We start from the raw sequence: 16,404 nt of genomic DNA on the forward strand, positions 1-16,404 counted from the left end.
TTTCGGCGAGCACCACGGGAAGGAGCAGTGCCGATGCCGAATCCACAACAGCCCGAGCTGCGGCGCAGCGACAAGGGCGGGGGCACCCCGGAGGACAGCCAGGCCCGCAAGGCGGCGGAACCCACCGGGGCCGGCGGTCGCGCCCACGGCACGGACCGCGGGAACAAGGGCGGCGGGAAGGGCGGCGGCACGCCCCCCGAACAGCAGCCCGACCACCCGGCCTGAGCCACCCCGCACACACGCGAGACACGCGAGGAGAAGTCGTGACCGTTCCCGAGGAGAACCGCCCCAAGACGACGTCCACCGACGACGTCGTCGAGACGCCTGCCGAAGGCACACGCACCGGGCAGGAGAACGGGGCCACCGGGCGCACCCTGAGCGAGGCGATGGAGGAAGCCGGGCTCAGCCCGGACGACGTGCGGGACGAGACCTGACACGACGCGCGGGACCGGACCCGGTGCGCGTACCGCCGCGGCGGCACGCGCACCGGCCGTCCGCTAGACCGCGGGCCGGGTGGCCCACGCCTCGGCGAACAGCTCGTGCGGCGGCACCGGCGGCAGCAGCCGGACCCCCACCGACGACACCTCCTTGCGGCTGACCGACGCCCGGTACGCCGCCAGCTTCGCGGTCTCCAACGGCAGGTCCGGGGCCTTCACCTCGGTCCACGGCCCCGGTACGAACGCCGTGCGCCCCGCCCGGGCCCGCCGGCCCGTCTCGACGGCGCCCGCGGCCACCAGCTCCGCTTGGGCGGCCTTGTGCCGGGCGGGCGACCAGCCGTTCCAGCGGCGGACGTTCCGGTCCGTGGGCCGGGCCAGCGCCAGCAGCTGGAGGTAGAGCGCCGCCGCGTCCGCGCCGACCCCGAGCGCACCGGCCGCCTCGGCGACCAGGGACGGGACGCTCAGCGCCGGGTTCAGCTCGTACCCGCCCGACCCCACCGGGGTCGCCGCCGCCCGCTCCACCATGCGGGCCACCCCGCCGTCGCGTATCTCCCGGAACCGGTCGATCCTCTCCAGCAGCACCGGCCGCTCCAGCTCGCCGCAGAGCCGCGCCGCCCGCTCCAGCCGCTCCGGATCGCCCAGCGCCGCCGTCCGCAGGAACGCGTCACCGCCGGGCAGGGCGACGACGAACGTCCCGTCGTCGTACACGCCGGTCACCGCCGTCGCCCCCTCGGCGCGCGGCCTCGGGCAGGGCAGCACCGGGCCCGCGTACGCGGGGACGTCCGGGTCGGCGGCCAGCGCCTTCGCCAGCCTCCACTCCCCGTACAGGGGGACGAGCGTCCGCGGATCGTCCAGCAGCTCCCGCAGCCGCCCGTGGAGCGCCGCGGCGGCGGCCGACGCGGGGTCGCCGGCCGGCCGCTCGGTGAGCGCCCACAGGACGAGGGAGACGAGCCGCCCGTCCACGACGCGCGGCCCCACGTACGCGCCGGCCGTGCCGTCCTCGGCCGCCTCGTACACGGTCAGCCCGCCCCTGCCGTCCTCGACCAGCACGAACCCGGCGCCGCCGGATCCCGGCACCTCCGCGGGCGGCTCCCCGGTGGCCAGGCTCCGCGCCCAGTCCGGGCCGAGCCCCAGCTCCTCCTCCACCGCGCCCGCCAGGTCCTCGTCGACGTACACCGCCGTACCGAGGAGCCTGGTCCACACCTCCGCCATCCGCTCGGCGGCCGCGGTCGTCCCGCCCCGCGCCCACAGCTCCGCCGGGTCCTCCGGCATGCCCGCGGCGAGGACCTCCGCACGCCCCCGCGCGCCCAGCCGGTGCCACAGCGACGCGTACGCGTCGGCGACGGCCCGCGTCGCGGCGTACGGCTTCGACCGCAGCATCTTCCGGTCGTCGTCGTACCGCTCGCGGCGCGGCAGCCCGCCCAGGACCAGCGCCGCGACGGGCCGCCGCACACCCGTCCGCCGCGCGAAGGCGTCCAGCGCCTCCGGCGCCGGCGACAGCGGGCCGTGCCGCTCCACCAGCTCCAGCAGCCGCGGCAGGCGCGCCGCGTCGTCCCGGTCGACGGTGACCGTCACCACGTCCTCGGCGCCGTCCGGCACGGGGTCGGCGGCCCGCTGCAGGAACCGCGCCGTGCCGCCCCGCTCCGCGCCGGTGACCAGCACGCTCCCGGCGGCCCGGCAGGCGTCCAGGCCCTCGTACGGCGCCCTGCCGGTACGCCACCGGCCGCCGCGCTCGGCGAACGGCTGCCCGCTCCACGTGCGCAGCAGCGCCGCCAGGGCCGCCCGCTCCCCGTCGGTCGTCGTCCCCACCGCCGCCCGCCAGCCGACCGCGTCGATCCGGCCCGTCAGCGCCGCCCACTCCCCGGGCGGCGCCGGCAGGGCCAGCAGGCGCGTCTCGTCGTCGATCTCCCCGCGCAGCCGGCGGCCGTCCGCCGCGACCGCCGTGAGCGTCGCCGGGAGCGGCCGGGCCGTGTGAGCCTCGTACGGCCGCAGCTCGGGCAGCAGCCCGTACAGCGCGGGCAGCAGCACCGTGTCGGGCACCTCGTCCGGCAGCGTCACCACCGGGCCCGACCGCATCACGGCCACGCGCCGCGACAGCTCCTCGCGCCGCCGCAGCACGTCCGCGGCGAGCAGCGCCACCCGCACCGCACCGGCCGCCACGCGCGGCTCGGCCACCTCGGGCAGGACGCGCGCCAGCTCGGCCCGCACGGCCCCCTCGCCGTCGCGGCCCGCGGCGAGGAGCGCGCGCACGGCGTCGTCGCCCACCGCGCGCAGCGCCTTGGAGGCCGCCTCGTCGCGCGGGGTGAGGAAGTGCCAGTACGCGGGCGGGGGCACCGGTCCGACGGCGTGCCCCGACGGCCTGCGCCACGTGTGCCGCTCGCCGCCGGGGAAGCCGTGCGCCTCCCACAGCAGCGAGCCGTCCTCCGCGGCGTGCACCCGTACGTTGTCCGGATCGACCAGCACCGCGTCCTCGCCGCCCGCCGGCATCCGCACGACGCCCCACGGGCGCCGTCCCGGCTCCGCGCCGCGGAACCGGGCCCGGCGGCCGTCGACGCCCTCCAGCAGGAAGTCCCGCGGCGACGGCCCCGCGTACGGCGTCCGGTACAGCACGCGGCAGCCGACCAGCCGCCCGTCCTGCCCCAGCGGCGACGGCGGCGCGCCCTCCGGCAGGGCCGCCAGCGTGAGCGAGTCGGAGAACACGGACCACCCCGGCGGAACCCCGCCGTCCCGGTGGAACGCGGGCAGCGTGCGGTCCCCCAGGAGCGCGCCGGTGACCGGGTCGACCCGCTCCCAGTCGCCGCGGAAGACCCTGGCGCTCCACCACCGCGTCCCGTCGCTCATCTGGAGCTCGCGGTGGTCGACGCCGTGCCGGTCGCCGGGCCGCAGCACCCGGTTCCCGTCGTGCCGGCCGCCGCCGTCCGAGGAGGCGAAGTGGAAGCCGAACGCGCCGTCGACAAGCCCGTCGAACGGCCGCAGGCCGATCCGGTGCTCCGGTTCGAACACCTCGTCCGGCCGGTCCGACCAGAAGGCGTGCGTCCCGCAGCCGCCCTCCTCCGCCGTCCAGCTCACCAGGAACCGGCCGCCCGCGAAGTGCGCCACGTGCGTCGTCGCGTCCTCGGGGACGGTGAACGCGCACGCGGCGCGCCGCCCCGCCTGGTCGACGGCGACGGCCCGGTCCCGCCCGTAGACGGTGAGCACGGGCCACGTGCAGGTCACCCCGCGCACCCCGCCGGGTCCGAACTCCTCGGTGACGGCCTCCAGCGCGGGCCAGCCCAGCTCCTCGGGCAGCCCGGCCCGCAGGGCGCGCGCCAGGGGACCGGTCAGGTCGAGCCCGGCCAGCGCCTCCTCGATGCCGTCCAGCGCCGTCGCGGTCGGCCGGTCCAGGAGCTTCGCCAGCGCGTCCACCGCCTCGTCGGCCGCCGCGATCCCGCCGCCGCGCACCTCCCCCAGCAGCGCCTCGACCCGGGCGCGCACCTCCGCGGCGATGCCCGCGTTCTCCGGCAACCGCGTGATCGCCGTGCCGCCCCCGCGCAGCCCGGCGTGGACCGTGCCCTCCAGCCGCCGCCCGAACACCGGGTCGGCGGCGAGGGCCTTCAGGTCGCGCCGGGACCGCTCGCCCCAGAACTCCAGCCGCACCGCGTCCCCGGGGTCCTCCACGGCGACGCCCTCGGCCAGGCAGGCGTCGAGCAGGTCCGCGTCGAGCCCCGGGTAGCGGTAGCGGTCCTCGTGCAGCCGCACCGGCACCTCCGCCGCGCGCAGCCGCGGCGCGAACCGGGCCACCAGGTCGAACAGCTCCTCCGGCATGCGCTGGCGGAACACGCCCCCGCCCCGCCGCCCGTGGGAGTACATCCGCGTGTACCGGCCCAGCCACCCGGCGACGCCGCCCTCCGGCGTCACCCGCCCCGCCACCACGGCGTCGGCCGCCCCGGACCGCAGCAGCAGCCGCAGCCAGGCCGCCGCGTCCCCCCGCGAGTCGGGGAACAGGTCCACCAGCGCGGCGTGCACCCCGTCGTCCTGCGGATGCTCCGCCAGGAGCGCCGTGACCGCGTCCAGCAGCACGTCCGGCAGGGCCTTGCCGCGCGCGCCGGCCACCACGCGCGCGAGGACCCGGGCGTCCTCCGCCGTGCCCAGCCCGGCGGCGCGGGCCGACGCCCGGACCCGGCGGGCCAGGTCGGCGGGCAGCTCGCCCGGGGACGCCGCCCACGCCGTCAGGACGCGCACGAACTCCTCGTGCGCCTCCCCGGCGTCCAGGGCCGACGCCAGCCGGCGCTGATGGTCGCTCAGCTCCTTCGCGGGCAGCGCCCCGGTCCCGGCGAGCAGCCGTACGTTCGCCGCGTGCCACGCGGTGTCCACCGGCAGCGTGTGCTCCCGCTCGGCCTTCCTCGCCAGGGCGAACGCCCGCCCCGCGTACCGGTCGTTCCAGCCGCACAGCCGGTGCGCCACCGTGTCCCAGAACCACGGCCGGTGCGCCGGGGGCAGCTCCCGCACCCGCCGCTCCAGGTCCTCCACGAACCGGCCCGGCTTCTCCCGCGCCCGGTGCACCCCCCGCCCCACCTCGTCGAGCAGCGCGAGCGCGGCGGGCTCCGCGCCCGGATCGTGGGCGCGCACCCAGTCGACGTAGACCTGCGACCTGTGGAGCTCCGAGGGGAGCGGGACGTGGACGTTCATGCCGACGATCCTGGCAGGCCCCACCGACAACGCCCCCGCCCGGGAGGGGAGTCGGGCGCCGGCGGCGAACCCCGGGGGAACGGCGGGTGTCGCCGCGGGCCGCCCGCGCCACCGGGCGTCGCCCTCCGGGAACCCCGGCCGTCAGTGGGGCGTGGTGTGATGGACGCATGATCGATGACCTTCTGGACGACACCGGTTTCCTGTCCGCCGTCGAGGACGCGGTCCGCGCGGCCGCCGCCGCCGAGGTCATGCCCCGCTGGCGGCAGCTGGCCGCGCACGAGGTCGACGAGAAGTCCGGCCCGCACGACCTGGTCACCATCGCCGACCGCGAGGCCGAGACGCGTCTGACGGCCTCCCTGACCGCGCTGCTGCCCGGCTCCGTCGTGGTGGGGGAGGAGGGCGTCCACGCCGACCCCGGCGTGTACGACGCGGTGCGCGGCGACGCGCCCGTGTGGATAGTCGACCCGGTCGACGGCACGCGCCAGTTCGTCCACGGCGAACCCGGCTTCTGCACGCTCGTCGCCCTCGCCCGGCACGGCAGGCTCCTGGCGTCCTGGACGTACGCGCCGGCGCTCGGCGAGATGGCCGTCGCCGTACGGGGCGGGGGCGCCCGGCTGAACGGCGAGGCGCTGCTGGCGGGCGCGCCCGAGCCGGACGCGGCGCTCCGGGTCGCCACGGCGCACCCCGACTACACCACGCCCGCCCAGAAGCACGCCCTCCAGGGGCTCGCCGTCGAGGGCGTCGCCCCCCGGCCGTGCGGCTCGGCGGGCCTGGAGTACCTGGCGGTGGCGCGCGGCGCCTCCGACGCGGTCGCCTTCACGTGGGAGTACGCCTGGGACCACGCGGCCGGGCTCCTCCTCGTCACCGAGGCGGGCGGCGCGCACCGCACGATCGACGGCGCCCCGTTCCGCATCACCGGCGGCAACGCCCTGCCGTTCACGGCGGCGCGGGACGAGGCGACGGCCGCGCGCGTCGCCTCCCTCCTCCGCCCCCAGTGACGCCCCGCCGGCCCCCCGCGACGGCGGCCGTCCGCCCGGTGACGGCCGCCCGCCGCCGGGCGGCGGGCCGCGGCGTCCTATCCTGGGCTGTCCTGGCCATCGGCTGACGAAGGAGTCCGAAGGTGCCGTCGATGCTCGATGCCGTCGTCGTGGGGGCGGGCCCCAACGGGCTGACCGCCGCCGTCGAACTCGCCCGCCGCGGCTTCTCCACGGCCGTGTTCGAGGCGAAGGGGACGATCGGGGGCGGAGCCCGCACCCAGGAGCTGACCCTCCCCGGCTTCCGCCACGACCCGTGCTCGGCCGTGCACCCGCTGGGCGTCGGCTCGCCCGCCTTCCGCGCCATGCCGCTCGAACGCTACGGCCTCGAATGGCTCCACGCGCCGCTGCCCATGGCGCACCCCTTCGACGACGGCACGGCCGCCGTCCTGTCCCGGTCGGTGTCCGAAACGGCCGCCTCGTTCGGGCCGCGCGACGCGGGCGCGTACCGCCGCCTCGTCGCCCCGTACACCGGCAAGTGGGACACGCTCGCCCGCGACTTCATGGCGCTGCCGCTGACCGCGCTGCCCCGCGACCCGGTCACCCTCGCCCGCTTCGGCCTCGACGGGCTGCCCCCGTCCACCTGGCTGATGCGCCGCTTCCGCGACGACCGCGCCCGCGCCCTGTTCGCCGGGCTCGTCGCCCACGTCATCGCCCCGCTCGGCGGCCTCGCGACCGGCGCCATCGGCCTCGTCTTCGCGCTCGCCGCGCACGCCAACGGCTGGCCCCTGCCGCGCGGCGGATCCCAGGCCATCCCGGACGCCCTCGCCGCGTACCTGAAGGATCTCGGCGGCGCCGTCCACACGGACTACGAGGTGAAGCGGCTCGACGACCTGCCGCCGGCCCGCGCCTACATCTTCGACACCTCCCCCACGGCGCTCGCCCGGATCGCCGGCCTCGGCGGCTTCTACGACGGCTACCGGTACGGCGCCTCCGTCTTCAAGATCGACTACGCGCTGGACGGCCCCGTCCCCTGGGCCGCCGAGGAGCCCCGCCGCGCCGGCACCGTCCAGGTCGGCCCGTCCAGCCGCGACATCGACACGGCCCTGCGCCAGGCGTCCGGCGGCACGGCCCCCGACACGCCGTTCCTGATCACCGCCCAGCCCAGCCTCGTCGACCCGGGCCGCGCCCCGGCCGGCAAGCACGTCTTCTGGGCGTACGGCCACGTCCCCCACGCCTGGGAGGGCGACCTCACCGAGGCGGTCGAGCGGCAGATCGAGCGCTTCGCCCCCGGCTTCCGCGACCTCGTCCTGGCCCGCGCCACCGCCGGCCCGCCCCAGATGGCCGCCCACAACGCCAACTACGTCGGCGGGGACATCGCCTGCGGCGCCGCCCGCGGCCTCCAGCTCCTCCTCCGCCCCCGCCTCACCCTCCGCCCCCACCACACCCCGCACCCCGCGGTCTTCCTCTGCTCCTCCGCCACCCCGCCCGGCCCCGGCGTCCACGGCATGTCCGGGCACAACGCGGCGAAGGCGGTCTGGCGCCACCTGCGCCGGCAGCCGCGCTGAGGTCACGCCGGACGGGGCAGGATCGGCCCATGACGAAACTGACCCTGGTCCGCGGGGACATCACCCGCCGGCGCGTCGACGCGATCGTCAACGCCGCCAACTCCTCCCTCCTGGGAGGCGGGGGCGTGGACGGAGCCATCCACCGCGCCGGAGGCCCGGAGATCCTCGCCGAGTGCCGCGCGCTGCGCGCCTCCCACCACGGCGGCGGCCTCCCCACCGGCCGGGCCGTCGCGACCACCGCCGGCCGCCTCCCCGCCCGCTGGGTCATCCACACCGTCGGCCCGGTGTACCGGGAGGACGGCGGCGACCCGGAGCTCCTGGCGTCCTGCTACCGCGAGTCGCTGCGGGTCGCCGACGGACTCGGCGCGCGCACCGTCGCCTTCCCCGCCATCTCGACCGGCGTGTACCGCTGGCCGATGGACGACGCCGCCCGGATCGCGGTGGAGACGGTGCGGGGCGCGAGGACCGCGGTCGAGGAGGTCGTCTTCGTGCTGTTCGACGAGCGGGCGTACGAGGCGTTCGCCCGGCAGGTCGGCTGAACGGCCCGCCGGGCGCCGGCGGGCGCGTATAGCGGGGGTATAGCCGGGCCGCGCAGGCTGGGGGACCGCCGTACCGGGGCGGTCGTGGCGGGACCCCGGCCCCTCCCCGCGCTCCCCCTCCTCCGCACGGAGCCGACCGTGGGCTCCCCGTCCCGTCAGGAACCGCCCGCCATGACCGACAGCAGCGGCCCTCCCGCCGCCACCGGCGCCGTCCGCCTCCGGCACGGCCACGCCGCGGACGGGACCGACCCGGACGCCCTGGCCGTGCTCGACGACGGGGGGCTCCGCCTCGTCCACGGCCGGCACGCCGCCGGGTCCCCCCACGCGACGGCGCACGCCGCCGTGCGCCGCGTCCTCGCCGACCACCGCCTCGGCGGCCCGCCCGGCGCGATCCGGCCCGGCGGGCACCCCTGCCCGCGCTGCGGCGACCCCGCGCACGGCCGCCCCCGCGTCGTCCCGCCCACGACCCGGCCGGAGCCCGGCCCCTCCCGCTCCGGCGCCCGCCCGGCGCCGGCCGTCACCGCCGGCGACGGGCGCGTGGGCCTCGGCGTCGGACACCGCGGCGCCCCCGGCGCGGAGCGCCTCCCCGCCCTCGTCCCGTCCGGCGCCGCACACGCCCGGCCGCGGGCACCGGAGCACGACGGCGGCCGGCGGGCCTCCTCCCGCGCCCGGACCCGGGAGGAGGCCGTCCCGAAGGCCGTCGGGGTCGGCGTCCCCGAGGCCGGGCACGAGGGCGCCCGGTGACCCCGGCGAGCCCGCTGCGGTGCTTCCTGCCGCGCCCGAACGCCTCCGTACGGCTCTACTGCTTCCCGCACGCCGGGGGCGCCGCCAGCGCCTTCCACGGGCTGGCGCACCGGCTGCCGGAGTGGGTCGAACTGCGGGCCGTCCAGTACCCCGGCAGGCAGGACAGGTACGCCGACCCCCTGCCGGAGTCGGTCGGCGCCCTCGCGGAGCAGGTCGTCCGGGCCGTCGAGGCCCCCTTCGACCGGCCCACCGCGTTCTTCGGGCACAGCATGGGCGCGCTGGTGGCCTTCGAGGCGGCGCGGCGGCTGCGACCCCGCTTCCCCTCGCCGCTGACCGCCCTGTTCGTCTCCGCCTGCAAGGCGCCCGCGGAGCGCGTCCCGCGCGGGATCGGCTTCGGGGAGGACGAGGTCCGCGCCTACCTCCGGGACCTCGGGGGCGAGGGCGCGCGGGCCCTGGAGGCGGACGAGGAGCTGTGGCGGCTCGCCTACCCGGTGCTCAGCGGCGACCTGCGGCTGATCGAGCGTTACCGGTACGCAGCCGGCGCGCCGTTGACCTGTCCGCTGGTCGCGATCGGCGGCGAGGACGACGCCTCGGTCCCGCCCGGGGACCTCGCGCCGTGGAGGGACTACGCCGTCGGCGGCGCCGAGCGGCACACCCTCGCGGGAGGGCACTTCTACTTCGACGAGGCGCTCGACCCCCTCGTCGCGGTCCTCACCGCCACCCTGGGCCAACACGCCCGGCAGCCGCGGTAGTCGGGCCGCCCGGCGGGGAACGGGGGAGGGACCCGGGGCGACCCCGAGCCCCTCCCGCCGCGACCCCTAGGGGTCAGCTCGCAGATTTCCCTGGGCCACCCCGCGGGCGGTTGCACCCGGGCGTTGCACCTGCCAGCGTTTGTATGCAGGTGAGGACGCGGGGACCAGAGGGAGTTGATCGGCGTGGACTGCTCGTACTGGTTCTACACGCTGCTCGTCCTCGCCACCGTGCCGCCGATGGTGCCGAACTCGGCCCTGCTCGCCGGGGCGGGCGCGCTCGCCGCGTCCGGCGGGCTGAGCCTGCCCCTGCTGGTGCTCGTCACCCTGACCAGCGCCGTCCTGGGCGACCTCGTCGTCTTCACGGTGGGGCGGCGGGCGCGGGGCCGGGCGCTGGGATGGCTGTCACGGGACGCCCGGCGCCGCTCGATGCTGGAGTGGGTGAGCGACCGGATACACCGGTACGGCATCCCGGCGGTCATCGCCGTGCGCTTCGTGCCCACCGGGCGCGGCGTGGGCGGGCTGACCGCGGGGATGGTGGGCTACCCGATGCGCCGCTACCTGATCGGCGCCGGCATAGCCGAGGCGCTCTTCGTGTCGTACACCGTCGGCCTGGGCTACCTCGGCGGGCGGTTCGTCACGGGGGGCGGTCCCGCTTCGCTGCTGGTCGGCCCGGCGGTCTCGCTGCTGGTCGCCGCGATCGCCCTGGGCGTGCAGCGACGGCCCGGCCGCCGACCGGAACGGGCGGCACGGTGAGGGGGCCGGCGGACGGGCCGGAGACGGACGGGGGGCGGGCGGCCGCTCGCGGCGCGTGGTCCGCGGGGTGCGCCGTGACGGAGCCCGCGCCGGACGGGGACACGCTGGTGCGCATGCTGGCCACGCTGGCCAACCCGCACCGCCTGCGGGTGGTGGCCGCGCTCTTCCGACGGCGTACCTACGTCAGCCAGTTGGCCCGGGAGCTGGGGATCAGCCGGGCGCTGCTGCAGGCCCACCTGAGAAAGCTGGAAGCCGCGGGCCTGGTCTCCGCGCACCTGGAGGTATCCAGCGACGGAAAGGCCATGAAGTTCTACGAAGTGACCCCCTTCGCACTCCACTTGACACCGCAGGACATCGCGGCTGTGGCGCCGACCCTCAGCCCGCACGAAACCGTCCGGCCGGACGGCGAGGGAGAAAGGACCCCTCTGTCATGACGTACCACGGCTGGCAGGAAGTCATAGGCGCCATCGGTATCTTCGGCATGGTCATCGTGGTGGTCACCATCGTCGTCTGGAACCTGGCCGCGACCTGGCGGGCCCGGGCGATCCTGGCGCGCGACTACGCCTACCGGCGACTCGCCGAGCAGACGGTGCACCACCAGGACGCGATCGACCGCCGGCTGGCCGGCATCGACGAGCGTCTGACGGACGTCCAGACCCGGATGCGGTCGGTCGAGCGCATCCTCAAGGAGGTCGAGTAGCCCCTGCGGATACCGGGCCGTCGAGCGGCAACTCGACGGCCCGGTGAGAAGAAGCAACACCCTCGCCGATGGCGAGTTTTCACCGGATCGCTCCTTCAGGGAAGGAACTTTAGTTCATGCTGCGCAAAAGCAGGCAGCGTCGTGAGCAAGGCAACCGGGCAGAGTCCGGTCCGACGGGGGCGGGCGCACCCCCGGGGCCCAAGATGGCCGAATCAGGTACCCACCGCAAGGGGCAGGGCGCGATCGTCGAGCGGATCGCCGGCTGGTCCGTCCGCCACCGCGCCCTCGCCGTCGGCGGCTGGCTGGCCCTCGTGGCCGTCGCCGTGCTCGCCGGCTCCCTGATGACGGGACCGGCGGCCCACACCGACGACCCGGGCGAGTCGGGCGTCGTCAAGCGCGTCGTCAACGCGCAGCGGAACTACGAGCCGATCCTGGAGAACGTCCTCATCCAGCCCCTCGACGGCGGCGGCGGGAAGTTCCTGGACGACCCGGCACTCGTCGCGGCGGCCGACGACCTCGTGGCCGAACTCGCCAAGACCCCCGGAGCGGTCACCGGACTGCGCTCCCCGAAGGACCCCGGCACGGAACGGCAGGTCTCCGCCGACGGCCGCTCGGGCCTGGTCACCTTCTTCGTCGCCGGCCCGAACGACAGGATGGACGCCCACTTCGACACCGTCGCGGAGGCCGTGCGGACCGTGGCCGACCGCCACCGGGACGTGCGCGTCGCCCAGGCCGGGGACGTCAGCCTGTCCCGCGCCGTCGACGACGCCGTCAAGGAGGACCTCGCCAGCGCGGAGACCACCTCCCTGCCCCTCACCCTGATCATCCTGCTCGTCGTCTTCGGCGCCCTCGTCGCCGCGTCGATCCCGCTGCTGCTGGCCGCCACCACCGTCGCCGGCACCTTCGGCCTGGTCGCCGTGCTCGAACAGTGGGTCGCCGTCAACAGCGCCGTCACCTCCATGATCCTGCTGGTGGGCGTCGCGGTCAGCGTCGACTACTCGCTGTTCTACCTACGGCGGGAACGCGAGGAGCGGGCCGCCGGACGCGGTGTCGCCGAATCCCTCCACATCGCCTCCCGCACCTCCGGACACGTCGTCGCCGTCTCCGGCCTGACCGTGATCGTCTGCGTCAGCGGCCTCCTCCTCACCGGCCTCGACGTCTTCCGCGGCCTCACCCTCGGCACGGCCCTGGTCGTCGGCCTGGCGATGCTCGCCTCCGTGACCGTGCTGCCCGCCCTGCTCGCCGCGCTCGGGCACCGCGTCGACAAGGGCCGCCTCCCGTGGCTCGGCAAGCGCCGCACGACCGTCGTCGAGTCCCGCGGCTGGCAGAGGCTGGCCGCCGCCGTGGTCCGCCGCCCCAAGGCGTGGGGCGGCGCCGCCGCCCTGGTGCTCCTCGTGATGGCGGTCCCCATGACGGACATGCGCCTCCAGGACGCCGCCGTCGTCAACAGCCTGCCCCGCAGCGCCCCCACCGTCGACACCGCCGTCCGCATGCAGGAGGCGTTCCCCGGGGCGCCGACCCCGGCGCGCGTCGCCGTCTGGAAGGAGGACGGCGGCCGGCCGGACACGCCCGAGGTGCTGTCCGCCGTCGACCGGCTGCGCGAGCGGATCGCCGCGGGCGACGGCCGGCTCTCCGGCCCCGTGTCGACGGTCCGGGTCGACGATGTCCTGATGGTGCGGGTGCCGCTGGCCGGGACCGGCACCGACGAGGCGTCCGTCGACGCCCTGGAGGCCCTGCGCGAGGTGGCGCTGCCCGCGACCCTCGGCACGGTCGACGGGGTCGGCTACGCCGTCGGCGGCCGCACCGCCTTCGCCCACGACTTCGAGGAGCAGCTCGGCGGGCGCACGGCCCTCGTCATCGGCTTCGTGCTCGTCCTCGCCTTCGGCCTGCTGCTGGTCGTGTTCCGCTCCCTCGCCGTCCCCCTGGTGTCGATCGCTCTCAACCTGCTGTCGATGGGCGCCGCGTACGGGGTGCTGACCTGGGTCTTCCAGGGCGGCGCGCTCAGCTCGCCGCTCGGCTTCACGCCCTACGGCGGCGTCGCCGCGTGGCTCCCGCTGTTCATGTTCGTCATCCTGTTCGGCCTGAGCATGGACTACCACATCTTCATCCTCAGCCGGATCAGGGAACGCCGGCTGGCGGGGGCCTCCACGCGGGACGCCGTCGTCGGCGGCATCGCCGCCAGCGCGGGCGTCGTGACCAGCGCGGCCGTCATCATGACCGCGGTGTTCACCGTCTTCATCACGCTGTCCGCCATCGAGAACAAGATGATGGGCGTGGGCATGGCGGTGGCGATCCTCATCGACGCGACGCTCGTCCGCGGGGTGCTGCTGCCCGCGGCCGTGGCCCTGCTCGGCGAACGGGCCTGGACGCTGCCCGGGTGGCTGGGGTGGGTTCCCGGCGGTGGCGGCGAACGGCGGCGGCCCGTCGCCGCGGCCGCCGCGGCGCCCGCCGACGCGTACGGGACCCTGGCCACCGAAACCGCGGGGCGGGCGCCCGCCGACCGGTCCGCCGACCCGCGCTGACCCGCACCCGCACCGCCGCCCCGCCCCACCGCACCACCGCATCGCCGTCCCACCGCACCACCGCACGACCCGGGCCCTTCCGCCCGGGCGCCCGGCTCCGGCCGGCCGCCCGGCGGGAGGGCCCCTTCGCCGAATAGCTCCGGTATAGACGGAGTATCGGGGCCGCGAGAAAACTGCACGAGCAGAGTGGGGAATACCAGGAATCCCGTTATCCGATGTCCACCGCGAAGGAATTCTCATGGCTGACGAGCAGGACGACGACCAGGTCTACCGCGTCGTGGTCAACGACGAGGAGCAGTATTCCCTCTGGTGGGCCGACCGGGACCTTCCCGCAGGATGGCGCGCGGAGGGCACCGAGGGAAAACGCGCCGAATGCCTCGCGCACATCGGTGAGGTGTGGACGGACATGCGCCCCCTGAGCCTGCGTCGCCGAATGGAGCAGGCGGCGGGCTGACCGCGCGCCGTCCCGGCACATCCGAGAGAGAACGCCCGGCCCGCGGCCGGGCGCCCGTGGGTCACTCAACAGCGGCGGCAGCAGGAGGACGGGAAAGAGATGAGCGTCGAGAAGAAGAAGCAGGCCGAAGTCGACGCCCTTCAGGAGAGGCTCCTCCGCCACCGGCTCGGCGGCGGACGTTCCCGCGGCCGCCGCCCGGCCATTCCCCCCGCCGACCGGAACGGAACCCTCCGGCTGTCGTTCGGGCAGCAGCAGATGTGGTTCCTCAACCGGCTCGACCCCGACAGCGCCGAATACCTGGTGCCGCTCGCCTTCCGGATCCGCGGCGCACTCGACGCACCGGCCCTGGAACGGGCCTGGGACGCGCTGCTCGCCCGCCACGAGGTCCTGCGCACCCGCTACACGACGACCGGGGGCGAGCCGGCCCAGATCATCGACCCGCCCGCACCCGCCGGCCTGCCCCTCGACCCGCAGACCGGCGTCCCGGCCGCCGAACGCGAGCGGCGGGCCGCCGACTTCGTCGCGCGGGCGTCCCGCACCCCCTTCGACCTGGAACACGACTGGCCGGTCCGCGCCCGGCTGCTGCGGATCGCGCAGGACGACCACCTCCTCAGCGTCGTCTTCCACCACATCGCCTTCGACGCCTGGTCCACCCGCGTCCTGCTCGCCGAACTGACCTCCCTGTACGAGGCGTTCGCCGGAGGCCGGGAGCCGTCACTGCCCGCCCTGCCGGTCCAGTACGCGGACTACGCCGCGTGGCAGCGCGCCGAGGAGGCCGGCGGCGCCCTCGCCCCGCACCTGGAGTACTGGCGCGAGCGGCTCGCCGGGATCGGCCCGCTCGACCTGCCGGCCGACAGGCCCCGGCCGGGGCACCGCGGCCACGAGGGCGCCGACGTGCCCTTCACCCTGCCCGACGGGCTGTCGGAGAAGGTCCACAAGCTGGCCCTCGCGCACAACGCCACCCCCTTCTCGGTGCTGCTCCCCGCCTTCCAGGCGCTGCTCGCCCGCTACACCGGCCGGCGCGACATCCCCGTCGGAACGGTCGCCTCCGGCCGTACGCGCCCCGAACTGCAGGGCCTCATCGGCTACGGCGTCAACAACCTCGTGATGCGCGCCCGCTGGCAGGGCGACCCGGCGTTCGCCGACCTGGTCGAGCAGGCCCGCGACGACCTGATCGGCGCCTACGACCACCAGGCCGTCCCCTTCGCCCGCCTCGTCGACGAACTCCAGCCCGAACGGGACATGTCCCGCACCCCGCTCTACCAGGTGGCGTTCACCCTCCACGAGCGCGGCGGCGAGCGCGTCACCCTGCCCGGCCTCACCATCGAGCCGTACGCGGCGACCGGCTCCGTCGCCAAGTGCGACCTGGAACTGCAGGTCAACTCCGCCGCCGACGGCACCTTCCACGGCCAGTTCGTGTACGCCACGGCGCTGTTCGAGCAGGACACCGTGCGCCGCATGAGCCGGCACTTCGTGCGGCTGCTCCAGCAGGCCGTCGACGACGAGACGCTCCCGCTGTCCCGCCTCGACCTCCTCGACGACGACGAGCGCGCCCTGGTCACCGCGGGCCCCCTCGGCGCCCGACCCGTCACGCGGACGGTGCACGGGTTGTTCGAGGAGCGGGTGGCGCGTGCTCCGGGGGCGGTGGCGGTGGTGGCCGGTGGGGAGGTGCTCACGTACGCGGAGGTGGACGCGCGGGCGAACCGGTTGGCGCGGCACCTGCGGGGTCTGGGGGTGGGGCCGGAGTCGCTGGTGGGCGTCTGCCTGGAGCGGGGCGTCGACCTGGTCCCCACCCTGCTCGGCGTCCTGAAGTCCGGCGCCGCGTACGTCCCCCTCGACACCGCCCACCCCGTCGAGCGGCTGGGGTACGTCCTCGCCGACGCGGGGGTGCGCACCGTCGTCACCACCGAGGCCCAGGTCGGCCTGCTCGCCGGGGTCTTCGACGGCGAGTCGGTGGTCCTGGACCGGGACGGCGCGGTGCTCGACGCGTACGAGGCGACCCCTCCGGAGTCCCTGTCGGGTCCGGACAGCGCCATCTACGTGATCTACACGTCCGGCTCCACGGGCCGTCCGAAGGGTGTGACGCTCACCCACGCCAACGTGGTGCGGCTGATGGCCACCGCGCAGGAGCACTACGCCTTCGACGAGACGGACGTCTGGTCGTTGTTCCACTCGTACGCCTTCGACGTCTCCGTCTTCGAGATGTGGGGCGCCCTGCTGCACGGCGGCACCCTCGTCGTCGTGCCGAGCGAGGTGACCCGCTCGCCCGACGAGTTCCTGGACCTGCTGGTGG

At 76.3% G+C, this 16,404-nt stretch carries 14 protein-coding genes; 13 read left to right on the forward strand and 1 reads right to left on the reverse strand.

All coding sequences use genetic code 11. From position 1 onward, the window contains the following. Positions 1-33 precede the first annotated feature (33 nt). Both IE106_RS10220 and IE106_RS10225 read left to right on the forward strand, forming a co-directional pair. Positions 34-225, forward strand: coding sequence for a hypothetical protein (locus tag IE106_RS10220; RefSeq protein WP_189532162.1), 192 nt, complete (start codon positions 34-36; stop codon positions 223-225). A gap of 38 nt (positions 226-263) precedes the next feature. Then, positions 264-434, forward strand: coding sequence for a hypothetical protein (locus IE106_RS10225; RefSeq protein WP_189532164.1), 171 nt, complete (start codon positions 264-266; stop codon positions 432-434). Positions 435-497: 63 nt separating this feature from the next. On the opposite strand, the gene IE106_RS10230 is transcribed toward IE106_RS10225, so the two are convergent. Further along, entirely contained in the window at positions 498-5,105 is a 4,608-nt protein-coding gene (locus IE106_RS10230) for a hypothetical protein (RefSeq protein ID WP_189532165.1), read from the reverse strand. 167 nt (positions 5,106-5,272) lie between these two features. On the opposite strand from IE106_RS10230, the gene IE106_RS10235 reads away from it, so the two are divergent. The 11 genes from IE106_RS10235 to IE106_RS10285 all read left to right on the forward strand — a co-directional run. Then, positions 5,273-6,103, forward strand: coding sequence for an inositol monophosphatase family protein (locus IE106_RS10235; protein ID WP_189532168.1), 831 nt, complete (start codon positions 5,273-5,275; stop codon positions 6,101-6,103). 122 nt (positions 6,104-6,225) lie between these two features. Continuing rightward, positions 6,226-7,647 (forward strand): phytoene desaturase family protein, encoded by a 1,422-nt coding sequence (locus IE106_RS10240; RefSeq protein ID WP_189532170.1) that lies wholly within the window; start codon positions 6,226-6,228, stop codon positions 7,645-7,647. 29 nt (positions 7,648-7,676) lie between these two features. After that, the gene (locus IE106_RS10245) at positions 7,677-8,186 is read left to right on the forward strand and encodes an O-acetyl-ADP-ribose deacetylase (RefSeq protein ID WP_189532172.1); all 510 of its coding nucleotides are present in this window, start codon (positions 7,677-7,679) and stop codon (positions 8,184-8,186) included. A gap of 171 nt (positions 8,187-8,357) precedes the next feature. Further along, on the forward strand, positions 8,358-8,930 hold the full coding sequence (locus IE106_RS10250) for a hypothetical protein (RefSeq protein ID WP_189532174.1): 573 nt from the start codon (positions 8,358-8,360) through the stop codon (positions 8,928-8,930). After that, complete coding sequence (locus IE106_RS10255) at positions 8,927-9,682, forward strand: thioesterase II family protein (RefSeq protein ID WP_189532176.1); 756 nt, start codon at positions 8,927-8,929, stop codon at positions 9,680-9,682. The genes IE106_RS10250 and IE106_RS10255 overlap by 4 nt, the downstream gene beginning before the upstream one ends. Positions 9,683-9,865: 183 nt before the next feature. After that, positions 9,866-10,435, forward strand: coding sequence for a DedA family protein (locus IE106_RS10260; protein ID WP_189532178.1), 570 nt, complete (start codon positions 9,866-9,868; stop codon positions 10,433-10,435). Positions 10,436-10,548: 113 nt separating this feature from the next. Next, positions 10,549-10,869, forward strand: coding sequence for an ArsR/SmtB family transcription factor (locus IE106_RS10265; RefSeq protein ID WP_189532180.1), 321 nt, complete (start codon positions 10,549-10,551; stop codon positions 10,867-10,869). Next, positions 10,866-11,135 (forward strand): hypothetical protein, encoded by a 270-nt coding sequence (locus tag IE106_RS10270; RefSeq protein ID WP_189532182.1) that lies wholly within the window; start codon positions 10,866-10,868, stop codon positions 11,133-11,135. Before IE106_RS10265 ends, IE106_RS10270 begins: the two co-directional genes overlap by 4 nt. 203 nt (positions 11,136-11,338) lie before the next feature. Next, positions 11,339-13,657, forward strand: coding sequence for an MMPL family transporter (locus tag IE106_RS10275; protein ID WP_229840225.1), 2,319 nt, complete (start codon positions 11,339-11,341; stop codon positions 13,655-13,657). Positions 13,658-13,895: 238 nt separating this feature from the next. Beyond that, a complete protein-coding gene (locus tag IE106_RS10280) occupies positions 13,896-14,111 on the forward strand; it encodes an MbtH family protein (RefSeq protein WP_189532185.1) in 216 nt (71 codons plus the stop codon). A gap of 99 nt (positions 14,112-14,210) precedes the next feature. Continuing rightward, the coding region (locus tag IE106_RS10285) for a condensation domain-containing protein (RefSeq protein WP_189532187.1) at positions 14,211-16,404 on the forward strand (2,194 nt) is incomplete at its 3' end.

It is taken from the genome of Streptomyces roseolilacinus (assembly GCF_014649335.1).
Taxonomy (GTDB): Bacteria; Actinomycetota; Actinomycetes; order Streptomycetales; family Streptomycetaceae; genus Streptomyces; species Streptomyces roseolilacinus.